This window comes from Pseudonocardia sp. McavD-2-B (assembly GCF_024124365.1).
Lineage (GTDB): Bacteria > Actinomycetota > Actinomycetes > Mycobacteriales > Pseudonocardiaceae > Pseudonocardia > Pseudonocardia alni.
In genome coordinates this window covers 1-22,770 of record NZ_JAMXSG010000070.1, presented here as the reverse complement: position 1 = coordinate 22,770, position 22,770 = coordinate 1, and the positions used below count along the sequence as shown (strand labels likewise).

At 74.3% G+C, this 22,770-nt stretch carries 21 protein-coding genes; 15 read left to right on the top strand and 6 right to left on the bottom strand.

All coding sequences use genetic code 11. From position 1 onward, the window contains the following. Positions 1-541: HAD family hydrolase (locus tag NH602_RS12115; RefSeq protein WP_253067877.1), on the top strand; the 541-nt coding region annotated here is incomplete at its 5' end. A gap of 22 nt (positions 542-563) precedes the next feature. Here NH602_RS12115 and NH602_RS12110 read toward each other — a convergent pair. Continuing rightward, positions 564-1,187 carry a TetR/AcrR family transcriptional regulator gene (locus NH602_RS12110; protein ID WP_073576794.1) on the bottom strand — a complete coding sequence of 208 codons (624 nt, stop codon included), beginning with the start codon at positions 1,185-1,187 and terminating at the stop codon, positions 564-566. Between the two features lie 96 nt (positions 1,188-1,283). On the opposite strand from NH602_RS12110, the gene NH602_RS12105 reads away from it, so the two are divergent. Then, positions 1,284-3,557: an ATP-binding protein gene (locus tag NH602_RS12105; protein ID WP_253067878.1), complete on the top strand. Its 2,274-nt coding sequence runs from the start codon at positions 1,284-1,286 to the stop codon at positions 3,555-3,557. A 15-nt stretch (positions 3,558-3,572) separates the two neighbouring features. Here the strand turns inward: NH602_RS12105 and NH602_RS12100 are convergent, their stop codons facing one another. After that, positions 3,573-4,262 (bottom strand): response regulator transcription factor, encoded by a 690-nt coding sequence (locus NH602_RS12100; RefSeq protein ID WP_073576792.1) that lies wholly within the window; start codon positions 4,260-4,262, stop codon positions 3,573-3,575. 101 nt (positions 4,263-4,363) lie between these two features. Between NH602_RS12100 and NH602_RS12095 the strand changes: the two genes are divergently transcribed. The 8 genes from NH602_RS12095 to NH602_RS12060 all read left to right on the top strand — a co-directional run bounded on the left by NH602_RS12095 (position 4,364) and on the right by NH602_RS12060 (position 13,839). Continuing rightward, positions 4,364-5,962 carry a carboxyl transferase domain-containing protein gene (locus NH602_RS12095; protein WP_253067876.1) on the top strand — a complete coding sequence of 533 codons (1,599 nt, stop codon included), beginning with the start codon at positions 4,364-4,366 and terminating at the stop codon, positions 5,960-5,962. Between the two features lie 8 nt (positions 5,963-5,970). Next, complete coding sequence (locus NH602_RS12090) at positions 5,971-8,034, top strand: biotin carboxylase N-terminal domain-containing protein (RefSeq protein ID WP_253067875.1); 2,064 nt, start codon at positions 5,971-5,973, stop codon at positions 8,032-8,034. After that, complete coding sequence (locus NH602_RS12085) at positions 8,031-9,191, top strand: acyl-CoA dehydrogenase family protein (RefSeq protein WP_179761627.1); 1,161 nt, start codon at positions 8,031-8,033, stop codon at positions 9,189-9,191. The genes NH602_RS12090 and NH602_RS12085 overlap by 4 nt, the downstream gene beginning before the upstream one ends. 92 nt (positions 9,192-9,283) lie before the next feature. Then, positions 9,284-10,303, top strand: coding sequence for an NADP-dependent oxidoreductase (locus NH602_RS12080; RefSeq protein ID WP_253067874.1), 1,020 nt, complete (start codon positions 9,284-9,286; stop codon positions 10,301-10,303). Positions 10,304-10,325: 22 nt separating this feature from the next. Then, entirely contained in the window at positions 10,326-11,789 is a 1,464-nt protein-coding gene (locus NH602_RS12075) for a fused MFS/spermidine synthase (RefSeq protein WP_218899320.1), read from the top strand. Between the two features lie 406 nt (positions 11,790-12,195). Then, positions 12,196-12,636 (top strand): hypothetical protein, encoded by a 441-nt coding sequence (locus NH602_RS12070; RefSeq protein ID WP_020627019.1) that lies wholly within the window; start codon positions 12,196-12,198, stop codon positions 12,634-12,636. Between the two features lie 64 nt (positions 12,637-12,700). Then, a complete protein-coding gene (locus NH602_RS12065) occupies positions 12,701-13,300 on the top strand; it encodes a superoxide dismutase (RefSeq protein ID WP_253067873.1) in 600 nt (199 codons plus the stop codon). Then, positions 13,297-13,839, top strand: coding sequence for a flavin reductase family protein (locus tag NH602_RS12060; protein WP_253067872.1), 543 nt, complete (start codon positions 13,297-13,299; stop codon positions 13,837-13,839). The genes NH602_RS12065 and NH602_RS12060 overlap by 4 nt, the downstream gene beginning before the upstream one ends. On the opposite strand, the gene NH602_RS12055 is transcribed toward NH602_RS12060, so the two are convergent. Continuing rightward, positions 13,799-13,975 (bottom strand): hypothetical protein, encoded by a 177-nt coding sequence (locus NH602_RS12055; RefSeq protein ID WP_157818365.1) that lies wholly within the window; start codon positions 13,973-13,975, stop codon positions 13,799-13,801. The two genes, NH602_RS12060 and NH602_RS12055, sit on opposite strands and share 41 nt — an antisense overlap. A gap of 301 nt (positions 13,976-14,276) precedes the next feature. Between NH602_RS12055 and NH602_RS12050 the strand changes: the two genes are divergently transcribed. Continuing rightward, positions 14,277-15,653 (top strand): ATP-dependent 6-phosphofructokinase, encoded by a 1,377-nt coding sequence (locus tag NH602_RS12050; RefSeq protein WP_073576776.1) that lies wholly within the window; start codon positions 14,277-14,279, stop codon positions 15,651-15,653. Positions 15,654-15,661: 8 nt separating this feature from the next. Here the strand turns inward: NH602_RS12050 and NH602_RS12045 are convergent, their stop codons facing one another. Then, the gene (locus tag NH602_RS12045; RefSeq protein ID WP_073576775.1) at positions 15,662-16,489 is read right to left on the bottom strand and encodes a SirB1 family protein; all 828 of its coding nucleotides are present in this window, start codon (positions 16,487-16,489) and stop codon (positions 15,662-15,664) included. Positions 16,490-16,508: 19 nt separating this feature from the next. Then, the gene (locus NH602_RS12040) at positions 16,509-17,471 is read right to left on the bottom strand and encodes an ATP-binding protein (RefSeq protein ID WP_073576774.1); all 963 of its coding nucleotides are present in this window, start codon (positions 17,469-17,471) and stop codon (positions 16,509-16,511) included. A 222-nt stretch (positions 17,472-17,693) separates the two neighbouring features. Between NH602_RS12040 and NH602_RS12035 the strand changes: the two genes are divergently transcribed. Beyond that, positions 17,694-18,146 carry a MaoC family dehydratase gene (locus NH602_RS12035; protein ID WP_179761630.1) on the top strand — a complete coding sequence of 151 codons (453 nt, stop codon included), beginning with the start codon at positions 17,694-17,696 and terminating at the stop codon, positions 18,144-18,146. A gap of 13 nt (positions 18,147-18,159) precedes the next feature. Beyond that, positions 18,160-19,368 carry an acetyl-CoA C-acetyltransferase gene (locus tag NH602_RS12030; RefSeq protein ID WP_179761631.1) on the top strand — a complete coding sequence of 403 codons (1,209 nt, stop codon included), beginning with the start codon at positions 18,160-18,162 and terminating at the stop codon, positions 19,366-19,368. Between the two features lie 44 nt (positions 19,369-19,412). On the opposite strand, the gene NH602_RS12025 is transcribed toward NH602_RS12030, so the two are convergent. Continuing rightward, entirely contained in the window at positions 19,413-19,901 is a 489-nt protein-coding gene (locus tag NH602_RS12025; RefSeq protein ID WP_073576771.1) for an inorganic diphosphatase, read from the bottom strand. Between the two features lie 226 nt (positions 19,902-20,127). Between NH602_RS12025 and dacB the strand changes: the two genes are divergently transcribed. Both dacB and NH602_RS12015 read left to right on the top strand, forming a co-directional pair. Next, a complete protein-coding gene (gene dacB, locus NH602_RS12020) occupies positions 20,128-21,537 on the top strand; it encodes a D-alanyl-D-alanine carboxypeptidase/D-alanyl-D-alanine-endopeptidase (RefSeq protein WP_253067871.1) in 1,410 nt (469 codons plus the stop codon). 41 nt (positions 21,538-21,578) lie between these two features. Beyond that, a complete protein-coding gene (locus tag NH602_RS12015) occupies positions 21,579-22,664 on the top strand; it encodes a zinc-dependent metalloprotease (RefSeq protein WP_083658821.1) in 1,086 nt (361 codons plus the stop codon). Positions 22,665-22,770 lie beyond the last annotated feature (106 nt).

Genomic DNA, 22,770 nt, shown 5'->3' with positions numbered 1-22,770 from the left:
CCTCACCGGCGACGCCGAGCGTCCCGCCCGGGTGCTCGCCGACCGGCTCGGCCTGACCCGGGTGCGGGCCGGGCTGCTGCCCGACGGCAAGGTCGAGGTCGTCCGCGCGGAGCAGGCCCGGGGCCGCCGGGTGCTCGCCGCGGGCGACGGCATCAACGACGCGCCGCTGCTCGCGTCGGCCGACGTCGGCCTCGTGGTCTCCGAGGGGGCGGGGGCGCTGTCCCTGGAGGCCGCCGACGGCGTGCTCACCCGTGACCCGCTCGGATCGCTGGCCCCGCTGGTCGTGCTGGCCCGGCGGGCTCGGCGGATCGCGCGGGCGAACCTGGCCTTCGCCGCCACGGTGATCGTGGTCCTGGTCGGGTGGGACCTGATCGGGACGTTGCCGCTGGTCGTCGGCGTCGCCGGGCACGAGCTGTCCACGGTGCTGGTGTGCCTGAACGGGCTGCGGCTGCTCGTCGTCGCGCGCCGGGAGGACCGGCGGGCCCGGGCCGCCGTCGCGCCGGTCGTCGTGGATCCCGAACGGGAGCGCGTCGGGGCCTGACGGGTGCTCCGGCCGGTGCTGCTCAGGCCGGGGCGACCGCCAGCGCGGCCAGCGCCATCCGGCGCAGCACCGCGGCCCGGGCGTCCGCCCCGCGCGGTGACGGCTGCTCGGCCCGCGGTGCGTACGGCGTGGAGTTGAGCAGGCCGAACACCCCGTGGGCGACGGTGCGGGCCTCGGCCGGGGCGACGTCGGGGTGCGCCCGGCGCAGCGTGTCCACCCACAGTTCGACGTAGGTGCGCTGCAGCCGCCGCACGGTGCGGCGCGGCTCCTCGGGCAGGTTCGCCAGGTCCCGGTCCTGCACGACGATCAGCTCCGGCTCCCGGGTCGCGAACGCGACGTGGAAGTCGACGAGGTCGGCCAGCGCGGCACGGGGGTCGTCGTGGTGCACGCGGGCGCGGCCGCCGTCGAGCAGTCGCTCGGAGATGTCGATGAGCAGCTCGGCGAGCAGCGCCTCCTTGCCGGGGAAGTGCCGGTAGAGGGCGGGGCCGCTGACGCCGACCGCGGCGCCGAGGTCGGCGATGCTCACCCCGTGGAAGCCGTGCCGGGCGAACAGCCGGGCCGCCTCGGTCAGGATCTGCTCGCGCCGCGACGGGGCCTCCGTGCGCGCGCCCGCGCCATCCGCGGGGGAGGGTCCAGCTGCGGCCATCGGGCGATCGTAGCGTCGTCGGTTAACGATTGTTAACGCGCCGTGCGGTCCGTCTCAGGCTCCGCACAGGTCGGCGGCGATACCCTCGTGAGCGTGATGAGGACCCTGCGCCGGATGCGCGAGCGTCTCGGCGTCCGCGCCGCGTCCGCCCTCGCGGCGGCGACGGCGGTCGCGATGGTGCTCGTCGTCGCCGGTGTGTCGCTGGTGCTGGTCCTCGAGAGCCAGCTGAAGCGCAACACCGAGGAGGCACTGCTGGCCAACGCCCAGCAGGTGGCCGAGCGGATCCAGGCCAACTTCGCCGACTACCGCCCCGGCGACCCGGCCAAGGAGAACGCGGTGGTGACCACCGCCCGCCGCACCGACCTGGTGCAGGTCGTCACGGCCTGGAGCGACCGGACCGGCGCGCCGGACGACCGGGTCGGGTCGAACGGCGAGGGCCGCAACATCGAGGTGTTCGCCTCGTCCGAGCCGCTGGACGGGCAGCCGAAGCTGGTGGACTGGGTTCTCGCCCCGCACGAGACGCGCTCCCAGATGGACGTGCCGGTCACTTTCCACGAGGCGGGCGGCCCGGAGCCCGACGCCGGCCCGCTGCAGACCGAGGACATGATGGTCGTCGGGCTCGGCGTGCGTGCCTTCGACCGGCCGATCACGATCTACTCCGCCCAGCCGACCGACCAGATGCACAGCGCCGTCGACCTCGTCACCTGGCTCGTCGCGGGCGGGGTCCCGCTGCTGGTGCTGGTCGCGGGCGGTTTCACCTACCTGTTCGCCGGCCGTGCACTGCGCCCGGTGGAGGACATGCGGTCCCGGGTCGCCGGGATGGGCGACAAGGACCTCTCCCAGCGCGTCGACGAGCCGGCCGCCCGCGACGAGGTCGGCCGTCTCGCCCGCACCATGAACCAGATGCTCGGGCGGATCGAGTCCTCCCAGGCGACCCAGCGCCGCTTCGTCGCCGACGCCAGCCACGAGCTGCGCAGCCCGCTCGCGACCGTGTCGACCGGCCTGGAGCTGCTCGGCTCGGGCATGCCGGAGGCGTCCGCGGACCGGGCCACCGTCGACGTCCTGCGCGGGGAGGCCTCCCGGCTGACCGGCCTGGTCGAGAACCTGCTGTTCCTCGCCCGTGCCGACGAGCGCGGCATCGCGCCGCGCCGCGAGGAGGTCGACCTCGACGAGATCGCCGACGCCGAGCGGGAGCGTCCGTCGGCCGAGACCGCCGTCGCGGTCCGGGTGACCAGTGAGCCCGTCCGGGTGGTCGGCGACCGCGGGCAGCTGGTCCGGGTACTGCGCAACCTGGTCGACAACGCCAAGCGGCACGCGTCGTCGACGGTCGCGGTGTCGGTCTGGGCCGAGGGCGACCTCGCGGTGATCGAGGTCGACGACGACGGCAACGGCGTCCCCGAGGCCGACCGCGCCCGGGTATTCGAGCGCTTCGTGCGGCTCGACGAGGCCCGTTCCCGCGGTGACGGCGGCTCCGGGCTCGGCCTGGCGATCGTCGCCGAGCTGGTCGCGGCGCACGGCGGGACCGTGGAGGCGACCTCGTCGCCCGAGCTGGGCGGGGCCCGGTTCCGGGTCACCGTGCCCGCCGTGACGGCGCCGCTGCCCGAGGAGGAGACCCCCGGACCGGTGGACGCCGACCACGCCGGGGCCGGGTTCGACGGCGAGCCGGCCGCGGAGCTGTGCGACGACCGGCCCTCCGGTCCGATCCCGCGGGTGACCACCCGGTCGCCGTGGGCGCGGGCCGAGGAGCCTGCCGACTTCGGCCCGGCCGCGTGGCTGGGGCAGGGCGGCGCCGACCACGGGACACCGGAGCACGGCACGGCGCAGAACGGCACGGCGCAGAACGGCACGGCGCAGAACGGCACGGCCTCGGGCGGCACCGCTCCGGTCCGCCCGGTCATGGGCTCCGCGGTCGCTCCCGAGGCCCCGGCCCGCCCGGTGTCGGCGGGCCCCGTGGGGGCGGGCGCGTCGGCACGCGGGACCGCCGTTCCGGATGGCATGATGCGCACGCCCGGTGACCCGGCCGTCACCCACGGCTCGGGCACGGACGGTCGGACCCCGGACAGCGTTCCGGTGACGACCCCGCCCGACCCGGAGGACGACGTGTCCGCACCACCCGCCCACAGTCGCCTCGACCCGCCGACCGGGCCGCTGCCGATCCGGCCGAACACCGTCGGTAGCCCGTTCGACGAGAACGCCACCCGGCCGTTGCCGGTCGTCACGCCGCGTGGGCAGCGGGGACGTGGCGGCACCGCCGTCGCCAGCCGGGAGACGTCCCGTGACACCCGGGACACCGGGCGCGAGCCCGCCCGGGCCGAGCGGGAGCCGGTCGGGGCGCCGTCGCCGCGGCGGCCGTCCGACCGTCGTCGCTGAGCGGGTCCCCGCGGGTCAGCGGGGCGGCGCGGGCGCGGGCTCGGACATCCGGTAGCCGACGCCGCGCAGCGTCTCGATGCTGTGCGTCCCGAACGGTGCGTCGATCTTGCGGCGCAGGTAGCCGACGTAGACCTCGACGACGTTGACCTCGCCGTCGTAGTGGGCGTCCCAGACCGAGCGCAGGATGTCGGTCTTGGTCACGACCTGCCCGGTGTTCTGCATCAGGTGCTCGAGCACGCCGAACTCGCGCGGGGTCAGCGGGATCTCGGTCTCGCCGCGGTGCACCCGGTGCGTGCCCGGGTCCAGGCTGAGGTCCCCGACCCGCAGCACGGTCGGTGCGGCCTCGCCCGCCCGGCGCAGCAGCGCGCGCAGCCGCGCCTGCAGCACGACGAACGAGAACGGCTTGGTCAGGTAGTCGTCCGCGCCGAGGTCGAAGGCGTCGGCCTCGTCGTACTCGCCGTCCTTGGCGGTCAGCATGAGCACCGGCGTCCACACGCCGCGGTCGCGCAGGTGCTGCAGGATCCGGTAGCCCGACAGGCCCGGCAGCATGATGTCGAGGATGACCACGTCGTGCCGGCCGGTCAGCGCGAGCTGCAGTCCGGTGGGGCCGTCGTGCGCGACCTCGACCTCGTGCCCCTCCCCGGCGAGGCCCCGGCGGACCAGCTCGGCGAGCGGCTTCTCGTCCTCGACCAGTAGCAGGCGCACGGCCCCAGCCTAGTCCGCGGGACGCCCGCTCTGGACGCCACGTGTTAACAACCGCTAACCTGTTAACGGTCATTAACAGGCAGCGTTCCCCGGGAGGTCCGATGACGGCACCGCAGGCCCCACCCGCGCCGGCCCCGGAGGCCCCGCGGCTCGGCACGGCGGTGGATCCGGCCGACGCGCGCGCCGCGGAGAACGACGCCGCGCACCGCGCCCTGGTCGCCGATCTGCGTGATCGGCTGGAGCGGACCCGGCTCGGTGGGCCGGAGCGGTCGCGGGTCCGGCACGTCGAGCGCGGGAAGCTCCTTCCGCGCGACCGGGTGGACGCGCTGGTGGACCCGTCGTCGCCGTTCCTGGAGCTGTCCCCGCTGGCCGCGAACGGCATGTACGACGACCAGGCCCCCGGCGCCGGGATGATCACCGGGGTCGGGCGGGTCGCCGGCCGGGAGGTCGTGGTCGTGGCCAACGACGCGACGGTCAAGGGCGGCACCTACTACCCGATGACGGTCAAGAAGCACCTGCGCGCGCAGGAGGTGGCGCTGCACAACCGGCTGCCGTGTGTGTACCTGGTGGACTCCGGGGGCGCGTACCTGCCCGAGCAGGACGACGTGTTCCCCGACCGCGAGCACTTCGGCCGGATCTTCTACAACCAGGCGCAGATGTCCGGGCAGGGCATCCCGCAGATCGCCGCCGTCCTCGGCTCCTGCACCGCGGGCGGGGCGTACGTGCCGGCGATGAGCGACGAGGCCGTGATCGTCCGTAACCAGGGCACGATCTTCCTGGGCGGCCCGCCGCTGGTGAAGGCCGCGACGGGCGAGGTCGTCACCGCCGAGGAGCTGGGCGGCGGGGACCTGCACGCGAAGGTCTCCGGTGTGACCGACCACCTCGCCGTCGACGACGCCGATGCGCTCGCCCGGGTCCGCGCGATCGTCGCGACGCTCGGCCCGCGTGCTCCGCGGCCGTGGGAGGTGCGCCCCACCGAGGAGCCCGCCGTCGACCCCGCCGGGCTCTACGCCGCGGTGCCGACCGACACCCGCACCCCCTACGACGTGCGTGAGGTCATCGCCCGGGTCGTCGACGGCTCGCGGTTCGCGGAGTTCAAGTCCGAGTACGGCACCACCCTGGTCACCGGGTTCGCCCGGATCCACGGCCATCCGGTCGGGATCGTCGCCAACAACGGGATCCTGTTCTCCGAGTCCGCGACCAAGGGCGCGCACTTCGTGGAGCTGTGCGACCAGCGCGGTATCCCGCTGGTGTTCCTGCAGAACATCTCCGGGTTCATGGTCGGCCGCGAGTACGAGGCCGGTGGCATCGCCCGCAACGGCGCGAAGATGGTCACCGCCGTGGCCTCCACCCGGGTGCCGAAGCTGACCGTCGTCATCGGCGGGTCCTTCGGCGCCGGCAACTACGCGATGTGCGGGCGGGCGTACTCGCCGCGGTTCCTGTTCATGTGGCCCAACGCCCGCATCTCGGTCATGGGGGGCGAGCAGGCCGCCACCGTGCTCGGCGCCGTCGGCAACGCCGACCCGGACGCGATCCGCGCCCAGTACGAGGAGCAGGGACACCCCCTCTACTCCACCGCCCGGCTGTGGGACGACGGCGTCATCGACCCCGCCGACACCCGCACCGTCCTCGGGCTGTCCCTGTCCGTCGCCGCCAACGCGCCCCTGGCCGACCCGGCCTTCGGCGTCTTCCGGATGTGAGGGCCCCCATGGGATCGGCACTGTTCGACACCGTCCTGGTCGCGAACCGCGGCGAGATCGCGGTCCGCGTCATCCGCACCCTGCGCTCGCTGGGCGTCCGGTCGGTCGCCGTGTACTCCGACGCCGACGCCGCGGCCCCGCACGTCCGCGCCGCCGACGAGGCCGTCCGGATCGGCCCGGCCGCCGCCGGCGAGTCCTACCTGTCGGTGGAGAACGTGATCGCCGCCGCCCGGGCGACCGGTGCGCAGGCGATCCACCCCGGCTACGGCTTCCTGTCCGAGAACACCGCGTTCGCCGCCGCCTGCGAGCAGGCGGGGATCGCCTTCGTCGGGCCGCCGTCGTCGGCGATCGAGGCGATGGGCGACAAGATCCGCGCCAAGCAGACCGTCGCCAAGGCCGGGGTCCCGGTCGTGCCCGGCTCCGACGGCTCCGGCCTCACCGACGACGACCTGGCCTCCGTCGTCGCCGACATCGGCTACCCGGTGCTGCTCAAGCCGTCCGCGGGCGGCGGGGGCAAGGGCATGCGCGAGGTGCACTCCCCGGAGCAGCTGGCCGACGCGATCGCCGGTGCGCGCCGCGAGGCCCGCGGCTCCTTCGGCGACGACACCCTGCTCGTCGAGCGGCTGGTCACCACGCCGCGGCACATCGAGATCCAGGTGATGGCCGACGCGCACGGCGCCGTCGTGCACCTCGGCGAGCGCGAGTGCTCGCTGCAGCGCCGCCACCAGAAGATCATCGAGGAGGCGCCGTCGGCTCTGCTCACCCCCGCGCAGCGCGACGAGATGGGCCGCGCCGCCTGCGAGGCCGCCCGCAGCGTCGGTTACACCGGCGCCGGGACCGTCGAGTTCATCGTGAGCTCGGACCGTCCCGACGAGTTCTTCTTCCTCGAGATGAACACCCGCCTGCAGGTCGAGCACCCGGTCACCGAGGAGGTCACCGGCCTGGACCTGGTCGAGCTGCAGCTGCGCGTCGCCGCGGGGGAGCCGCTGCCGATCACCCAGGACGACGTGGTGCTCACCGGGCACGCGATGGAGGCCCGGGTGTACGCCGAGGCCGCTGCGGTGTCCGGCGACGCGCTCACCTTCCTCCCCTCCGGCGGGCCGGTGCTGGACTGGACGCCGCCGCCCGGGGTGCGGGTCGACGCCGGGATCGAGACCGGCACCGTCGTCGGGTCCGACTACGACCCGATGCTGGCCAAGGTCATCGCCCACGGCGCCACCCGCGACGAGGCGCTGCGCCGGCTCGACGCCGCGCTGCGCGACACGGTGCTGCTCGGGCTCGACTCCAACATCGGGTTCCTGCGGGCCCTGCTCGCCGACGACGACGTCCGCGCCGGTGACCTCGACACCGGGCTGATCGCCCGGCGCGGTGCCGCGCTCGTCGACGACACGGTGCCCGCCGACGTCCTCGGTGCGGTCGCGGGTCTCGGGCTGCTGCGCCGGGAGCCGGCCGGGCCCGTGGTGGACCCTTTCGACGTCCCCGGTGGCTGGCGGGTCGGGGAGCCCGCCTGGACGGTGAGCCGCCTGGTCACCGGTGGCGCCGACGGCGCCGTGGAGGTCCGGGCCCGCGGGCGGGCCGCCGGGTTCGACCTGGCGCTGCCCGGCAGTGGGGACCCGGGCAGCGTGCCCGCGTCCGTCGCACCCGAGGCGGCGGCCGTGCGGTGCCGCACCGTCGCCGTCGCACCGGGGGTCGTGGAGCACACCCAGGACGGCCGCACCCGCCGGTTCGCCGTCGCCGAGGGTGCCGACGGGGTCGTCTGGATCGGCCGTGACGGGCAGGCCTGGGGCGTGCGCGAGCAGGCGCCGACGGAGGCCGCCGCGGCCGCAGGCGGTGCGGGCGGGCCGATCGTCTCGCCGATGCCGGGGACGGTGACGGTCGTCGAGGTCGCCGACGGGGACACCGTCGTCGCAGGTCAGAAGCTGGTCGTCGTCGAGGCCATGAAGATGGAACACGTGCTCACCGCCCCCGTCGACGGGACGGTGCGCGAGCTGAGGGCCCGGGCCGGAGCCACCGTCGCGAAGGACGCGGTGCTGCTCGTGGTCGAGCCCGCCACGCAGGAGGAGCAGGCATGACCACCGCCCAGGACACCACCACCGCCGAGGAGTACGAGGCGCTGCGCGCCTCGGTCGAGGAGTTCGCGCGCAAGGAGGTCGCGCCCGTCATCGGCGACCTCTACATCCGCGAGGAGTTCCCCTACGACATCACCGCCAAGATGGGCGAGATGGGGTTGTTCGGCCTGCCCGTCCCCGAGTCCTACGGCGGCATGGGTGGCGACTACCACGCCCTCTGCCTGGCCCTGGAGGAGCTCGCCAGGGTCGACTCCTCGGTCGCGATCACCGTGGAGGCCGGCGTCGGGCTCGGTGCCATGCCGATCCTGCGCTTCGGCACCGACGAGCAGAAGGCGCGCTGGCTGCCCGACCTGGCCGCGGGCCGCACGCTCGGCGCGTTCGGCCTCACCGAGCCCGGCGGTGGCTCCGACGCCGGCGCCACCCGCACCACCGCCCGGCTCGACGGCGACGAGTGGGTGATCAACGGGTCGAAGTGCTTCATCACCAACTCCGGCACCGACATCACCTCGGTCGTCACCGTCACCGCCGTGACGGGCGAGAAGCCCGACGGTCGCAAGGAGATCTCGGCGATCCTCGTCCCGGCGGGCACGCCCGGGTTCACGGTGAGCGAGAAGTACTCCAAGGTCGGCTGGAACTGCTCCGACACCCGCGAGCTCTTCTTCGACGACGTCCGCGTCCCCGAGGCGAACCTGCTCGGCGAGCGCGGCCGCGGCTACGCCCAGTTCCTGTCCATCCTCGACGAGGGCCGGGTCGCGATCGCGGCGCTGGCGACCGGGCTGGCTCAGGGCTGCGTCGACGAGTCCGTCCGCTACGCCGGTGAGCGCGAGGCGTTCGGGAACACCATCGGCAGCTACCAGGCGATCCAGTTCAAGATCGCCGACATGGAGGCCCGCGCGCACACCGCGCGGCTGGCCTGGCAGCACGCCGCGCGGCTGCTCGTCGCGGGGGAGCCGTTCAAGAAGGAGGCGGCGATCGCCAAGCTCGTCTCGTCGAACGCCGCGATGGACAACGCGCGCGACGCCACCCAGATCTTCGGCGGCTACGGCTTCATGAACGAGTACCCGGTCGGGCGGTTCTACCGCGACGCCAAGATCCTCGAGGTCGGCGAGGGCACCTCCGAGGTGCAGAAGATGCTGATCGCGCGGCACCTGGGCCTGTAGCGACGATCTGTTCGGTCCCCGAACGACATTCCCGTCACGCGCGTGACGACCGTGATGCGGTGCCGCGCGCGTGACGGGGGTAGACCGGTGTCATGAGCAACGAGGTCAACCACCAGGTACGGCTCGCCGCACGCCCGCAGGGCACCCCCGGCCCGGAGGTGTGGGAGCACACCACCGAGCCGGTGCCCGAGCCCGGCGAGGGCCGCATCGTCGTCCGGGTCAGCCACATCTCGCTGGACCCGGCGATGCGCGGCTGGATGAACGAGGGGCGTTCGTACGCGCCCCCGGTCGGGATCGGCGAGGTGATGCGCGCGCTCGGCCTCGGTGAGGTCGTCGCCTCCAGGAACGCGGACTTCGCCGTCGGCGACACCGTCACCGGTGTGCTCGGCGTGCAGGAGTACGTGGAGAGCGACGGCCGCGGCCTGCAGAAGGTCTCCCCGACCGCGGACGTGCCGCCGGAGCGCTACCTCGCGCTGCTCGGCATGACCGGCATGACCGCCTACTTCGGGCTGTTCGACGTCGGTGCGCTGAAGGAGGGCGACACGGTCGTCGTCTCCGGTGCGGCCGGCGCCGTCGGGTCGGTGGTCGGGCAGCTCGCGAAGGTCAAGGGCGCCCGGGTCGTCGGCATCGCGGGCGGCCCCGAGAAGTGCGCGTGGATCACCGGCGAGCTCGGGTTCGACGCCGCGATCGACTACCGCTCCGAGAACGTGTCGCAGCGCCTGAAGGAGCTCGTCCCCGAGGGCGTCGACGTGTACTTCGACAACGTCGGCGGGGACATCCTCGACGCCGTGCTCGGCAGGCTCGCGATGCACGCCCGCGTCGTCATCTGCGGTGCGATCAGCCAGTACAACGCCGAGGGCGGCATGACCGGCCCGAAGAACTACATGAACCTGCTGGTCAACCGGGCCCGCATGGAGGGCTTCCTGGTCGGCGACTACCTCCCCCGCTGGGGTGAGGCGGGCACGGAGCTCGCCGGCTGGCTCGCCGAGGGCCGCCTGCGCAGCCGTGAGGACGTCGTCGACGGCACGGTCGCGGACTTCCCGGAGGTCTTCCTCAAGCTCTTCCGTGGCGAGAACACCGGCAAGCTCGTGCTCCGCCTGAAGCGGGCCTGACCCCGGCGGGCACCATGGCGGGGTGCGCCCCGCCATGGCCCGGACCGCCGTCGTCGTCTCGGGGGCGGCGATCCTCGTCGTCGAGACCCTCGCGACCCGGCTCGTCGCGCCCTACGTCGGACTGACGCTCGAGTCGACCACCGCCGTGATCGGGGTGGCCCTCGCCGGGATCGCGGCGGGCGCCTCGCTGGGTGGGCGGTGGGCCGACGAGCGCGACCCGGTGGCGGTCGCCGCGCTCATGATGGTCGTCGGCGGGCTCGGCACCCTCGCCGTGCGGCCGGTGGTCCGGCTGCTCGGGCCGCTGCTCGGCGCGGGGCCGTACGCCGCCGTGGTGCTCGTCGCCGCGTCCACCCTGGTCTCGGTGACGGCGCTCGCCGCGGTCACCCCTGCCGTCACCAAGGCCCGGCTGACCGGGCTGGACCGTTCGGGCGAGGTCGTCGGCGGGCTGTCCGCGGCGGGCACCCTCGGGTCGCTCGCCGGGACCTTCCTCACCGGGTTCGTGCTGGTCGCGCTCCTGCCGGTGAGCGCGATCCTGCTGGTCACCGCGGCCGCCTGCCTCGTGCTCGGGCTCGTCCTGGCGCCCCGGCGGCGGCGTTCGGACATCGCGAAGGGTGGTGCCGCGGCACTGCTGCTGGCCGTCGCGCTCGTCGCGCTGCCGGGGCGCTGCGACGCCGACACCACCTACTACTGCGCCGCCGTCCGGACCGACCCCGCGGACCCGGCCGGTCGTTATCTGGTGCTCGACGACCTGCGCCACTCCTACGTCCGCCTCGGCGACCCCGCGCACCTGGAGTTCGCCTACACCAAGCGGTTCGCCGCGGCCGTCGACACCGCGTTCGGGCAGGGGCGCCCGGTCGACGCGGTGCACATCGGCGGCGGCGCGCTGACCATGCCGCGCTGGCTCGCCGCGACCCGCCCCGGCAGCACCTCGACCGTGCTGGAGCTGGACCAGGGCGTGATCGACCTCGGCGTCCGCTCCCTGGACGCGGGCGGGATCCCCGGCACCACCGTGCGCACCGGCGACGCCCGGGTGAACCTCGCCGCGCTGCCCGACGACTCCGCCGACCTCGTCGTCGGCGACGCCTTCGGTGCCCGCTCGGTGCCCTGGCACCTGTCCACCGCGGAGTTCCTCGGCGAGGTGGCGCGGGTACTGCGCCCGGGCGGGATCTACGTCCTCAACGTGATCGACCGGTACCCGCTCGACCTGGTGAAGGCCGCCACCGCGACCGTCGGGTCCCGGTTCGCGACGACGATGCTCCTCGCCCTCCCCGACGAGTTCGCCCCCGGCGGCGGCGGGAACGTCGTGGTCGTCGCCTCGGACCGGCCGCTCGACCCGGCCGCTCTCGGCGCCGCCGTCGCCCGCTCCGAACCGGCCGGCACGGTCCTCGACCCGGCCCGCACCGCCGCGTTCACCGCGGGGACGCCGGTCCTGACCGACGACCGCGCCCCGGTGGACCAGCTGATCACCACCGGGCTGACGGGGTAGGTCACCGGCCCACCCGCCGGGGCGCTGTGCCCCCGCCCTGCACGCCGTGGCCGCTGTGCCGCGCCGGGGCGCCTGCGCCGTCCCACTGCTCGGAGCCGCGGTGCGCCGAGATGCAGCTCAGCGGGGTCTGCGGATCTCCGGCGCCCGCTGAGCTGCATCTCGACGCAGATGGTCCGGCGGTCCGGCGGGCCCCGTGCGTCGAGATGCAGCTCAGGGCGCTCGGCAGGCCGGGGCGGCGGCCCTCGGCTGCATCTCGGCGACATCGGCCCGGGCGCGGACGGTCAGGCGGGCCGGCGCGGGCCCCGCCCGACCGGGAGGCGAGGCCCGGCCGCGCGGGGTCCGGATCACGCTAGGGTCGGCGACGGGGTCCGGTGGGCCCCGTCGGACGATCGAGGGGGAGACGGGCGTGGCGACCTGGGAGGACCTGAAGGCCTACGTCGTGGTCCGGTACGAGATCGTCCGCCAGGGTGCGGACGAGCTGCGGTTCCGGCTGCCGACGACCGAGGACCGGGACCAGCTCGTCGTCGTGAAGCGGGTGCGGGAGGGTGCGGGCCGCCCCGGCGTCGAGGTCACCGATGCGGCGGCCGCGGTCGCCGACCCGGACCAGGAGTGGGTGCAGATCGAGTCCCCGGTCGCGCGGCTCGGCGAGGTCGACCTCGGCCGCGCCCTGGAGCTCGCGGGGCCGTCGGTGGTCGGGGGGCTGGCCGCGGAGGAGGGCGTCGTGGTGTTCCGGCACTCGATCCCGCTCGGCCCGGCCGCGCTGGACGGGTTCGAGTTCCCGTTCCGCCAGGTCGTCCACCTCGCCGACGAGCTGGAGCACGCGCTCACCGGGCGCGACGACCACTGAGGTCGGGCCGTGCGGCCGCCGTCACACTTGACCTGAAGTCCGGTTCAGCTATCAGGCTGCGGGCATGGCCGACTACACGCTTCCGGACCTGCCCTACGACTACTCCGCTCTGGCCCCGCACATCGCGCCCGAGATCATGGAGCTGCACCACTCCAAGCACCACAACACCTACGTCCAGGGCCTCAACACCACCCTCGACAAGCTCGCCGAGGCCCGCGACAGGAACGACTTCGGCGCCGTCGTCGGACTCGAGAAGACCCTCGCGTTCAACCTCGGCGGCCACGTCAACCACTCCGCCTTCTGGAACAACCTCTCCCCCGACGGCGGCGACAAGCCCACCGGCGACCTCGCCGCCGCCATCGACGCCGACTTCGGCTCCTTCGACGGCTTCCAGGCCCACTTCACCGCCGCCGCCACCACCATCCAGGGCTCCGGCTGGGCCGTCCTCGGTCACGACCGGCTCGGCGACCGCCTGCTCATCCACCAGCTCTACGACCAGCAGTCCCAGCTCCCCGCCGGCCAGACCCCCATCGTCCTGCTCGACATGTGGGAGCACGCCTTCTACCTGCAGTACAAGAACGTCAAGCCCGACTACGTCAAGGCCTGGTGGAACGTCGTCAACTGGGCCGACGCCGCCGAGCGGTTCGCCCGGGCGCGGGCGTGACGGTCGCCGATCCGGCCGGGGGCCTGCGGGCGGCGTTCCGTGGGCACCCCGCCGGGGTCGCCGTGCTCACCACGACCGGGCCCGACGGGCCGGTCGGGATGACGGCGTCGTCGGTCGCCTCGGTCGGGGTGGACCCGCCCGCAGTGTCGTTCTCGACCGCCCGTGACTCGCGGCTGGCCGGTGCGCTCGCCGGGGGCGGGACGGTCGTCGTGCACCTGCTCGACGACACCGACACCGGTCTCGCGGCGGCGTTCGCCGTCCCGGGCGCGAAACGGTTCGGAGCGGGTGTCCGGTGGATGGCCCTGCCGACCGGGGAGCCGTGGCTGGTCGACGTGGGCACCGCGCTGCGCTGCCGGGTCCTGTCGGTCTCCGAGGTCGGCGCGTCGCTGCTGGTCGCGGCCGAGGTCGTCGAGCTGCTCGGGCTGCGCCGTCGCGGCCGACCCCTGGTGTGGGTGGGACGGGCCTACCGCGGCGTCCCCGTCGAGGACACGGACGCGGTCACAGCGGCTGCGGATGCACGTCCAGCGCCTGGTCGATGACCGTGCGCAGGCGGTTGAGCAGCTCGTCGGCCTCGCTCCAGGTGACCGCGCCGGTCGCGACGCCGTGGCGCAGCTCCTCGGCGATGGTGCGGGCGAATCCGGTGGACCAGGCGTGACGGGGGTCGATGCTCCGCATGGACGAATTTTGCCCTACGCGACGTGCTGCGTTCACCCCGGGTGCTCGATTCGTTCACAGTGCGTGTGCGACAGGGTGGGCGAAACCGGTGACGTCCGGCGATGCACACCGCAAGGACCCGGGGCGGTCCGCGGGCCGGCCGGTGACGCATCGGCGACGACGATGGTCCGATCGGCGGGACCCGGCGCACCCGCGGGTGGTCCCGCGGCGCCGTTCCCGGGGGTCGGATCGACGATTCGCCCGGTGTGCGTCACGATGATCGCCCGGCCCCCGGGCGAATCGATCCAGACGGAGTGTGCGCGTGACCACCTCGGAGTACAGCAGCATCACGCCCGGGGACCTGGCCATCGACACGCTCGGCCCGGCCCGCATCACCTCGCCGCTGGCGCCGCTGCTCGACGCCCGCCGCACCACCGAGCACTACGTGGACGCCGGTGACCGGGTCCTGCTCGACGACACCGCCGCCGGGATCCGCGCCCGCGGCGTCGAACCGGAGGAGCTGCCGGGCCTGGAACCGTGCGGGCCGCGCCGGCAGATCTACTTCGACCCGTCGAAGACCCGCGCCGGGATCGTCACCTGCGGCGGCCTGTGCCCGGGGCTCAACGACGTCATCTCCGGCCTGGTCCGCACCCTGACCTACCACTACGGCGTGCGCCGGGTCGTCGGGTTCCGCAACGGCTACCGCGGCTTCGTCTCCTCCTACGGTCACGACGTCGTCGAGCTGAGCCCGGAGTCGGTGCGCGACATCCCGGTCGACGGCGGCACCTTCCTCGGCACCTCACGCGGCCCGCAGGACCCCGAGGAGATCGTCGACTGCCTCGAGCAGATGCACCTCAACGTGCTGTTCGTGATCGGCGGCGACGGCACCATGCGTGGCGCGATGGAGATCGCCAGGGTGGTGGGGGAGCGGGGGCTGCGGATCGCCGTCGTCGGGATCCCGAAGACGATCGACAACGACATCCCGTTCATCGACCAGTCCTTCGGCTTCCAGACGGCGTTCTCCCAGGCCAGCGAGGCCATCCGGTCGGTCACGGTGGAGGCCAAGTCCACCCCCGGCGGCGTCGGCCTGGTCAAGCTGATGGGCCGGCACTCCGGCTTCATCGCCTGCTACGCCTCGCTCGTGCGTTCCGACGCCGACGCCGTCCTGATCCCCGAGGTGCCCTTCGAGCTGGACGGCGAGACCGGTCTGCTGAACCACCTGCGACGACGGGTGTCCCAGCGCGGGCACGCGGTCGTCGTCGTCGCGGAGGGGGCGGGGCAGGAGATGCTGCCGCCGGTCGGGCGCACCGACGCCTCCGGCAACGCGAAGCTCTCCGACGTCGGCCCCTGGCTCAAGGATCGCATCGCCGACTCCTTCGCCGACGCCGGGATGGAGACCACCGTCCGCTACGTCGACCCGAGCTACATCATCCGTAGCGTCCCCGCGAACCCCTATGACAGCGTCTACACCGTCCGGCTGTCCCAGGCGGCGGTGCACGCCGCCATGTCCGGGCGCACCGCGATGGTGGTCGGACGGGTGCGGCGTCGGTTCGTGCACATCCCGATGAGCCTGGCCGTCAGCCGTCGCAACCAGGTGGACCCGCACGGTGACCTGTGGATGGCCGTGCTGGAGTCGACCGGCCAGCCGTGGCGCTTCGGCGAGGACTCCGGCGCGCCGACCCGGGCCCCGCACACCTGACCGACGTCCTAGTTGAGGTGGGCCCGGTGCTTCATCGCCTCGGTGCGCACCTCGTCCAGCACCTCGGCGCCCGAGCGCGACCCGCGCCCCGGACCGTCCACCCAGGACTCCATCAGCCGGGCCGCCTCGTCCCAGCGGGCCTGCGCGGCGAGCACCTCGCCGAGCTCGCGGATGAGCTCCGGGCCCTGGTGGCGCAGGCCCAGCCGCATCCGGAGCACCCACTCCAGGCCGTCGTGGTCGCGGGAGCGGCCGTAGGTCGCCCGCAGGTTCTCCAGCATCCGGGCGAGGATCTGGCGGGTCGAGGTGCGCGGCAGCATGCCCGAGTCGAAGGGCACCTCCGGGCCGGCGCCCGTCGTCGCGCGGAAGAGCTCCTCGCAGCCCGCCGGGTCGAGCCGCCTGCCGCCGCCGAAGGCGTCGACGAGGCGCTGGGTGCCGGGCACCCGCACCAGGAAGTGCCCGGGCATGCCGACGCCCTCCAGCGGCACCCCGGCCCGGCGGCCCACCTCGATCGCGACGACCGACAGGGTGATCGGGATGCCGGTGCGGCGTTCGAGGACGTCGGGCAGGAAGGAGTTGCGCGGGTCGGCGTAGTCGGTGGAGTTGCCGCGGAACCCGGCCTCGGTGAACAGCCGGTGCAGCAGCGACTCGAACCCGGTGACACCCTCGGCGAGCTCGTCGAGCGTCGCGCGGGCCCGTGCGGTGGACACCGCCGCGACCTCCGGATCCGGGGCGGCGCCGGCGGCGATCGCCAGTGCGGCCTCGTCGAGCGGCGGTTCGGGCCCGGTCACCATCCGTAGGAAGCGGGTCACCGGGTCGGCGCGGTCGTGCCGGGTCACCCCGGGACCGTACCGGGATTCACGGGGGCGACATCGTGACGCGCACGACCGTGCCCGTCACCTGACCGGGATCGTCCTCCGCGGTCCACACCTGCAGCACGTCCGACAGCTCCGAGGCCAGCCACATCCCCCGGCCACGGTTCCCGGCGACCGGTGGCGCGGCGAGCCCGGGGAACGCGAGCCGGCACGTCGCGGCGTCGCTCATCTCGGAGACCAGCCCCGCCTCGGTGCGCCACATCCGCAGGACCGGGTGACCCGACCCGTGCTCGACGCCGTTGCTGATCAGCTCGTTGACCGCCAGCACGAGGTCGGAGATCCGGCTGGGCCCCAGCCCGGACAGCTCGGCCTGCCGCTCGACGACGCGCCGCATCGACCCGAGGTCGTCCAGGGTCACCGGCAGCGTCACGATCGCCGGCCCCAGCTCATCCGGCGGGCACTGCGGGTTCTCGGCCAGCAGATCGTGGTCGTCGCGCCGGCAGCCGCTCGGGACCGGGGCGCCGTCGACGAGGAACTCGTCGTGCAGGGCCCCGGCGTGCGCGCGGTCGGGCTCGACGTCGGGGAAGCAGCACAGCAGCTCGACGGGGAGTTCACGCAGGGCGTGCGAGAGGGCGAGATCGAGGCGGGTCCAGTAGGCGGCGTCCGCGCCGGGCAGCTCGACCGGCTGGCCGACCGTGCACACCCCGGACGCGCCGTCGGCCAGCGCCCCGCGCACCGCGCGGCTCCAGCGTCCCGCGACCGTGAACGGCGGGGCCGAGTGCATCCTGTCCGGCGTGCGGAACTCCACCCCGGCGTCGTGGCCGAGGGAGCGGCGCAGCACCGCGGCACACCGCGGGTCGACCACCACGAGCGCACGACGGCCCGCCTCCAGTGCCCCGGCCACCGGTGCGGTGAGGGCGGCGGCCTGGTGTTCGGGATCCCGGTACGGCACGGCCCGGTGGACGAGGCCGTCCGGGTCGGGACGCGAGGTGGTGGTGGCGGTCATCGGCGGTCGGGGGCGGTCGGGGTCATGGGGCGTAGGCCTTCCACGTCGAAGCTGTGCCCATCTGCTCAAGGCGGCTCCTGACGAGGTGACCTTAACCAAGCCGCACCTGTCGTGTGGTGCGGGGCGTGTGTGTTCGACGACGTCGCACCCCCCGGCGGCCCGCGGTGCGGTAGGGAAAGCTGGAAACGGATCACCCATCACGCACCACGAACGGAGTGACAGATGCGCGTCTTCGACGGAGTGGACGAGCTGCGGGCGGCCAAGGGGACCGAGATCGGGACCTCGCCCTGGCTGACCGTCACGCAGGAGCGGATCGACGGTTTCGCCGACGCCACCGACGACCACCAGTGGATCCACGTCGACGCCGAGCGGGCCGCGTCCGGACCGTTCGGCGCCACGATCGCCCACGGCTTCCTGTCGCTGTCGCTGCTGCCCAAGCTGGTCCAGTCCGTCTACAAGGTGGACGGGGTCAAGATGGGCGTGAACTACGGCCTCAACAAGGTCCGGTTCACCAGCCCGCTGCCGGTGGGCAGCCGGATCCGCGGCCGGGTCGAGCTGACCGACGTCAGCGACGTCTCCGGTGGCGTCCAGCTCACCATCGGCGTGACCGTCGAGGTCGAGGGATCCGAGAAGCCCGCCCTGGTCGCCGAATGGCTGACCCGGCAGTTCGTCTAGGAGGAGAGAACCCATGCGTGATGCGGTGATCTGCGAGCCGCTGCGGACCCCGGTCGGCGGGTTCGGGGGGTCGCTGCGCGACGTCCCGGCCCACACCCTCGCCGCGACCGTGATCCGCGCCCTGATGGAGCGGACCGGGCTGGACCCCGACGTCGTCGAGGACGTCGTGCTGGGCCACTGCTACCCGACGATGGACGCCCCGGCGATCGGACGGGTCGCCGCGCTCGACGCCGGCCTGCCGGTGACCGCGGGCGGCATCCAGATCGACCGCCGCTGCGGCTCGGGCCTGCAGGCCGTGCTCTACGCGGCCGGCCAGGTCCGGACGGGCGCGGCGGAGGTCGTGCTGGCCGGTGGCGCCGAGTCGATGTCGGGCGCGTCGTTCTACTCCACCGGGATGCGCTGGGGGGTCAAGGGCGGCGGGGTGATGCTGAACGATTCGCTGGCGCGCGGCCGCGTCACCGCCGGCGGGAAGAACTTCCCGGTGCCGGGCGGGATGCTGGAGACCGCGGAGAACCTGCGCCGCGACTACGCGATCGGTCGCGCCGAGCAGGACGAGTACGCCGTCCGCTCGCACCACCGGGCCGCGGCCGCGCAGGAGTCCGGGGTGTTCGCCGAGGAGATCGTCCCGGTGACCGTGCCCGGCCGGAAGGGCGACACCGTCGTCGAGCGCGACGAGCACGTCCGCCCCGACTCGACGGTCGAGAAGCTGGCGACGCTGCGCCCGATCCTGGGCAAGGACGACCCGGACGCCACCGTGACCGCGGGCAACGCGTCGGGCCAGAACGACGGCGCCGCGATCTGCGTGGTGACCAGCCCGGAGAAGGCCGCCGAGCTGGGACTGCGCCCGCTGGCGAAGGTCGTGTCCTGGGGCCTGGGCGGGGTCCCGCCCAAGACGATGGGCATCGGCCCGGTCCCGGCGACGGCCAAGGCCCTGGACGTGGCCGGGCTGACCCTGGCCGACATCGACCTGATCGAGCTGAACGAGGCGTTCGCCGCGCAGGTGCTGGCCTGCACGCGGGAGTGGAAGTTCACCGACGCCGACTTCGAGCGCACCAACGTGCACGGCTCGGGGATCTCGATGGGGCACCCGGTCGGTGCCACCGGCGGCCGCATCCTGGCCACCCTCACCCGCGAGATGGCGCGTCGCGACGCCCGTTACGGGCTGGAGACGATGTGCATCGGCGGCGGCCAGGGCCTCGCCGCGGTGTTCGAGAAGGTGTGACCCGTAGCCGGGGCGGCCGTGCACGGCCGCCCCGGCGAGATCGGTCAGTGCCCGGCGTTCTTCGCGCGCTCGTAGGACGCCTTGATCTCGCGCTCGGCGTCGGCCCGGCCGACCCAGGACGCACCCTCGACGCTCTTGCCCGGCTCGAGGGTCTTGTAGATCTCGAAGAAGTGCTGGATCTCCGCCCGGTCGAACTCGGCCAGGTGGTGGATGTCGCGCAGGTGCTCCTGGCGGGGGTCGTCCGAGGGGACGCAGAGGACCTTGTCGTCGCCGCCCTTCTCGTCCTTCATCCGGAACATGCCGATCGCGCGGGAGCGGATGACGCACCCGGGGAAGGTCGGCTCCTGCACCAGGACCAGGGCGTCCAGCGGGTCCCCGTCCTCGCCCAGGGTGTCGTCGATGAACCCGTAGTCGGCGGGGTACTGGGTGGCGGTGAACAGGGTGCGGTCGAGCCGGATACGTCCGGTCTCGTGATCGACCTCGTACTTGTTCCGGCCGCCCTTGGGGATTTCGATGGTGACGTCGAAGTCCACGGTTCGTTGCTCCTTGAAGAGGGTCAGCGGTCTTGTGTCACGGCTCCACCGGATCCGGGGCGGGGCCGCTGGCCCGCCCGCTCCGGCGGTGTCGGTGCTGCCCCCTAGTGTGAGGGACCGGGTGGGCACGGGTGCACGCCGGTGAGGGCGGAGCGGGCCGATGTGGCCCGCGTCGCACCACCGTGCGGGCAGGTCGGTCGCCGGACGAGCAGGTACAGGAGGGTCCGTGGGACGCAGGCATCGCCGGCCGGAGCGCAGCTACCGGCGGTTCGCCGTGGTCGCGGTCGCGGTGATGGCACTGGCCTCGCTGTTCGGCGCCGTCGCCCTGGCCGGGCCGGACGCCCGCAGCTCGTTCGGGCTCGGCACCACCGCCACCCGGTACCCGCCGGTCCCGATGCCCGCGCTGCGCCCCCTCACGCCGACGGCGCCGGTGCCGAGCGCCGCCGGGATCACCCAGGCCCTGTCCTCCCAGCTCGACGCGCCCGAGCTCGGCGAGGTCACCGGGGTGGTCATGGACTCCGCGGCCCCGCGCGGGGTGAAGCCGATCTGGGAGCGTGACGGCGACCGCGGCATGGTCCCCGGCTCCACGACGAAGCTGCTCACCGCCGCGGCCGCGCTGCTGTCGCTGAACCCGACCGACCGGCTCGCGACCCGGGTCGTGCCCGGTCCGTCCCCGGACTCGGTCGTCCTCGTCGGGTCCGGCGACCCGTCGCTGACCGCGCTGCCCGACGGGCAGGACGGGCTCTACCCGGAGCCCGCGCGGATCACCGACCTCGCCGAGCAGGTGAAGAAGGCCGTCGGCCGCCCGATCACGACGGTCTACACCGACGCGAGCCTCTGGACGGGCCCGGCCGAGTCCCCGGGCTGGGGGCCCACCGATGTCGCGGACGGCTACGTCGCCCCGATGTCGGCGCTGATGCTCGACGGCGGCCGCACCGACCCGCTGCAGCAGGACGGCCCGCGCAGCACCGACCCCGCCGCGGCCGCCGGGAAGGCGCTGGCCCGCGCGCTCGGCGCCTCCGACGTCCTCGAGGGTGTCGCCGCTGCGAACGCGCCGGTGCTGGGCAGCGTGTCCTCCCCGCCGATCGCGAGCCTGATCGAGTACATGCTCACCGCCTCGGACAACGTCACCGCCGAGGCGATGGCCCGTCAGGTCGCGGTGTCCAAGGACGGCGAGGCCTCGTTCGACGGCGCCTCGAAGGCCGTCACCGAGGCGCTGGTCCAGGCCGGTTACGACGTGTCCGGGCTGGAGCTCGCCGACGGCAGCGGCCTGTCCCGGGACAACCTGATCCCGGCCCGGCTGCTCGGCGCGGTGCTGTCCTCGGCCGCCGCCCAGTCCGACAGCCCGACCGACGTGCAGTTCCTGCGCCCGATCCTCACCGGGCTCCCGGTCGCCGGCGGTGGCGGGACGCTCGCCGACCGGTTCGGCGACCCGCGGTCGGTCGCCGGGCGCGGTGTCGTGCGCGCCAAGACCGGCACGCTGTCCGGCGCCTCCAGCCTCGCCGGGGTCGTCACCGACGTCGACGGCAGGCTGCTGGTGTTCGCGCTGCTGTCCAACGGCACCTCGCCCGCCGACGCCCGGCCCGCGCTGGACCGCATCGCGGCGACGCTGTCGCGCTGCGGCTGCCGCGGCTGACCCGGTCTCGCGCACCCGTCGTCGCGGGTAGCGTGGGACGCATGGAGACCGACACGACCGGCCCGGTCACCGGCCGCCCCCGGCCCGACCGCACCGGCGCCGGACTGCCGGTGAACTGGTCCCTGGCCGCGTCGACGGCGGCATCGCTGATGCCCGCCGGGCCCCGCACCACGCCCGCGGTGGCGGGCGCGCTGGTGGAGCGCCTGCGCACCGACTCCGCCCGCGCCGAGGGACACGTCCGCGAGGTCACCGGCCTCGGGGCGGACCTGCCGCTGCTGCCCGCCGACGTGCTGGACCGGCCCGCCTGGGCGCGTGCCGCCGTCGGGGGGATGGAGGCGCTGACCTCCGGCGCCCGGCTGCCCGACTCGCCGTGGCCGCTGCGCACGGTCACCGCGGCGGGCTCGGGGGTGCAGCTCGGCGCGCTGCTCGCCTACATGGGTGCCCGCGTGCTCGGCCAGTACGACCCGTTCGGCGGGCCCGGCGGGGAGGGGCGGCTCATCGTCGTCGCCCCGAACGTCTACGCCGCCTCGCGCTCGCTCGACGTCGACGGCGACCAGTTCGGCCTCTGGGTCTGCCTGCACGAGGCCACCCACCGGCTCCAGTTCACCGCGGTGCCGTGGCTGCGCGACCACTTCGCCGGGCTGGTGACCGAGCTGCTGTCGCTGCAGGAACCGGACACCGCGCGGCTCGCCCGGCTGCCCGACGCGATCCGCGCGCTGCGCGGCGAGGACGGCCGCAAGGCCGACGTGCTCGCGCTGGTCGAGCTTCTGCAGGGCCCCGAGCAGCGGGCCGTGCTCGACCGGCTGCTCGCCCTGTCGACCCTGCTGGAGGGGCACGCCGACCACGTCATGGACGCCGTCGGGCCGGACGTGGTCCCCGACGTCGCGCTCATCCGGCGCCGGTTCACCGAGCGCCGCCGCGGCGGCGGGCTGATCGACCGGATCCTGCGCGCGCTCCTCGGGGTCGAGGCCAAGATGCGCCAGTACGCCGTCGGCGCCGCGTTCTGCCGGGCCGTCGAGCGCGAGGCCGGGATGGCCGGGATCAACCGGGTCTGGGAGTCGCCGGAGACGCTGCCGACCCGCGCCGAGCTGGACGACCCCGCCGCGTGGCTGCGCCGCGTCGCCTGACGGGTCACGGGCTCGCCGCGGCCGGCCGGGTCCGGCGTGCCGTGCGGGCTGCACTGGACCGGCTGCCCGGTGACGTGGCGGCCGCCCCGCCGCTGGTCGCCTGCTC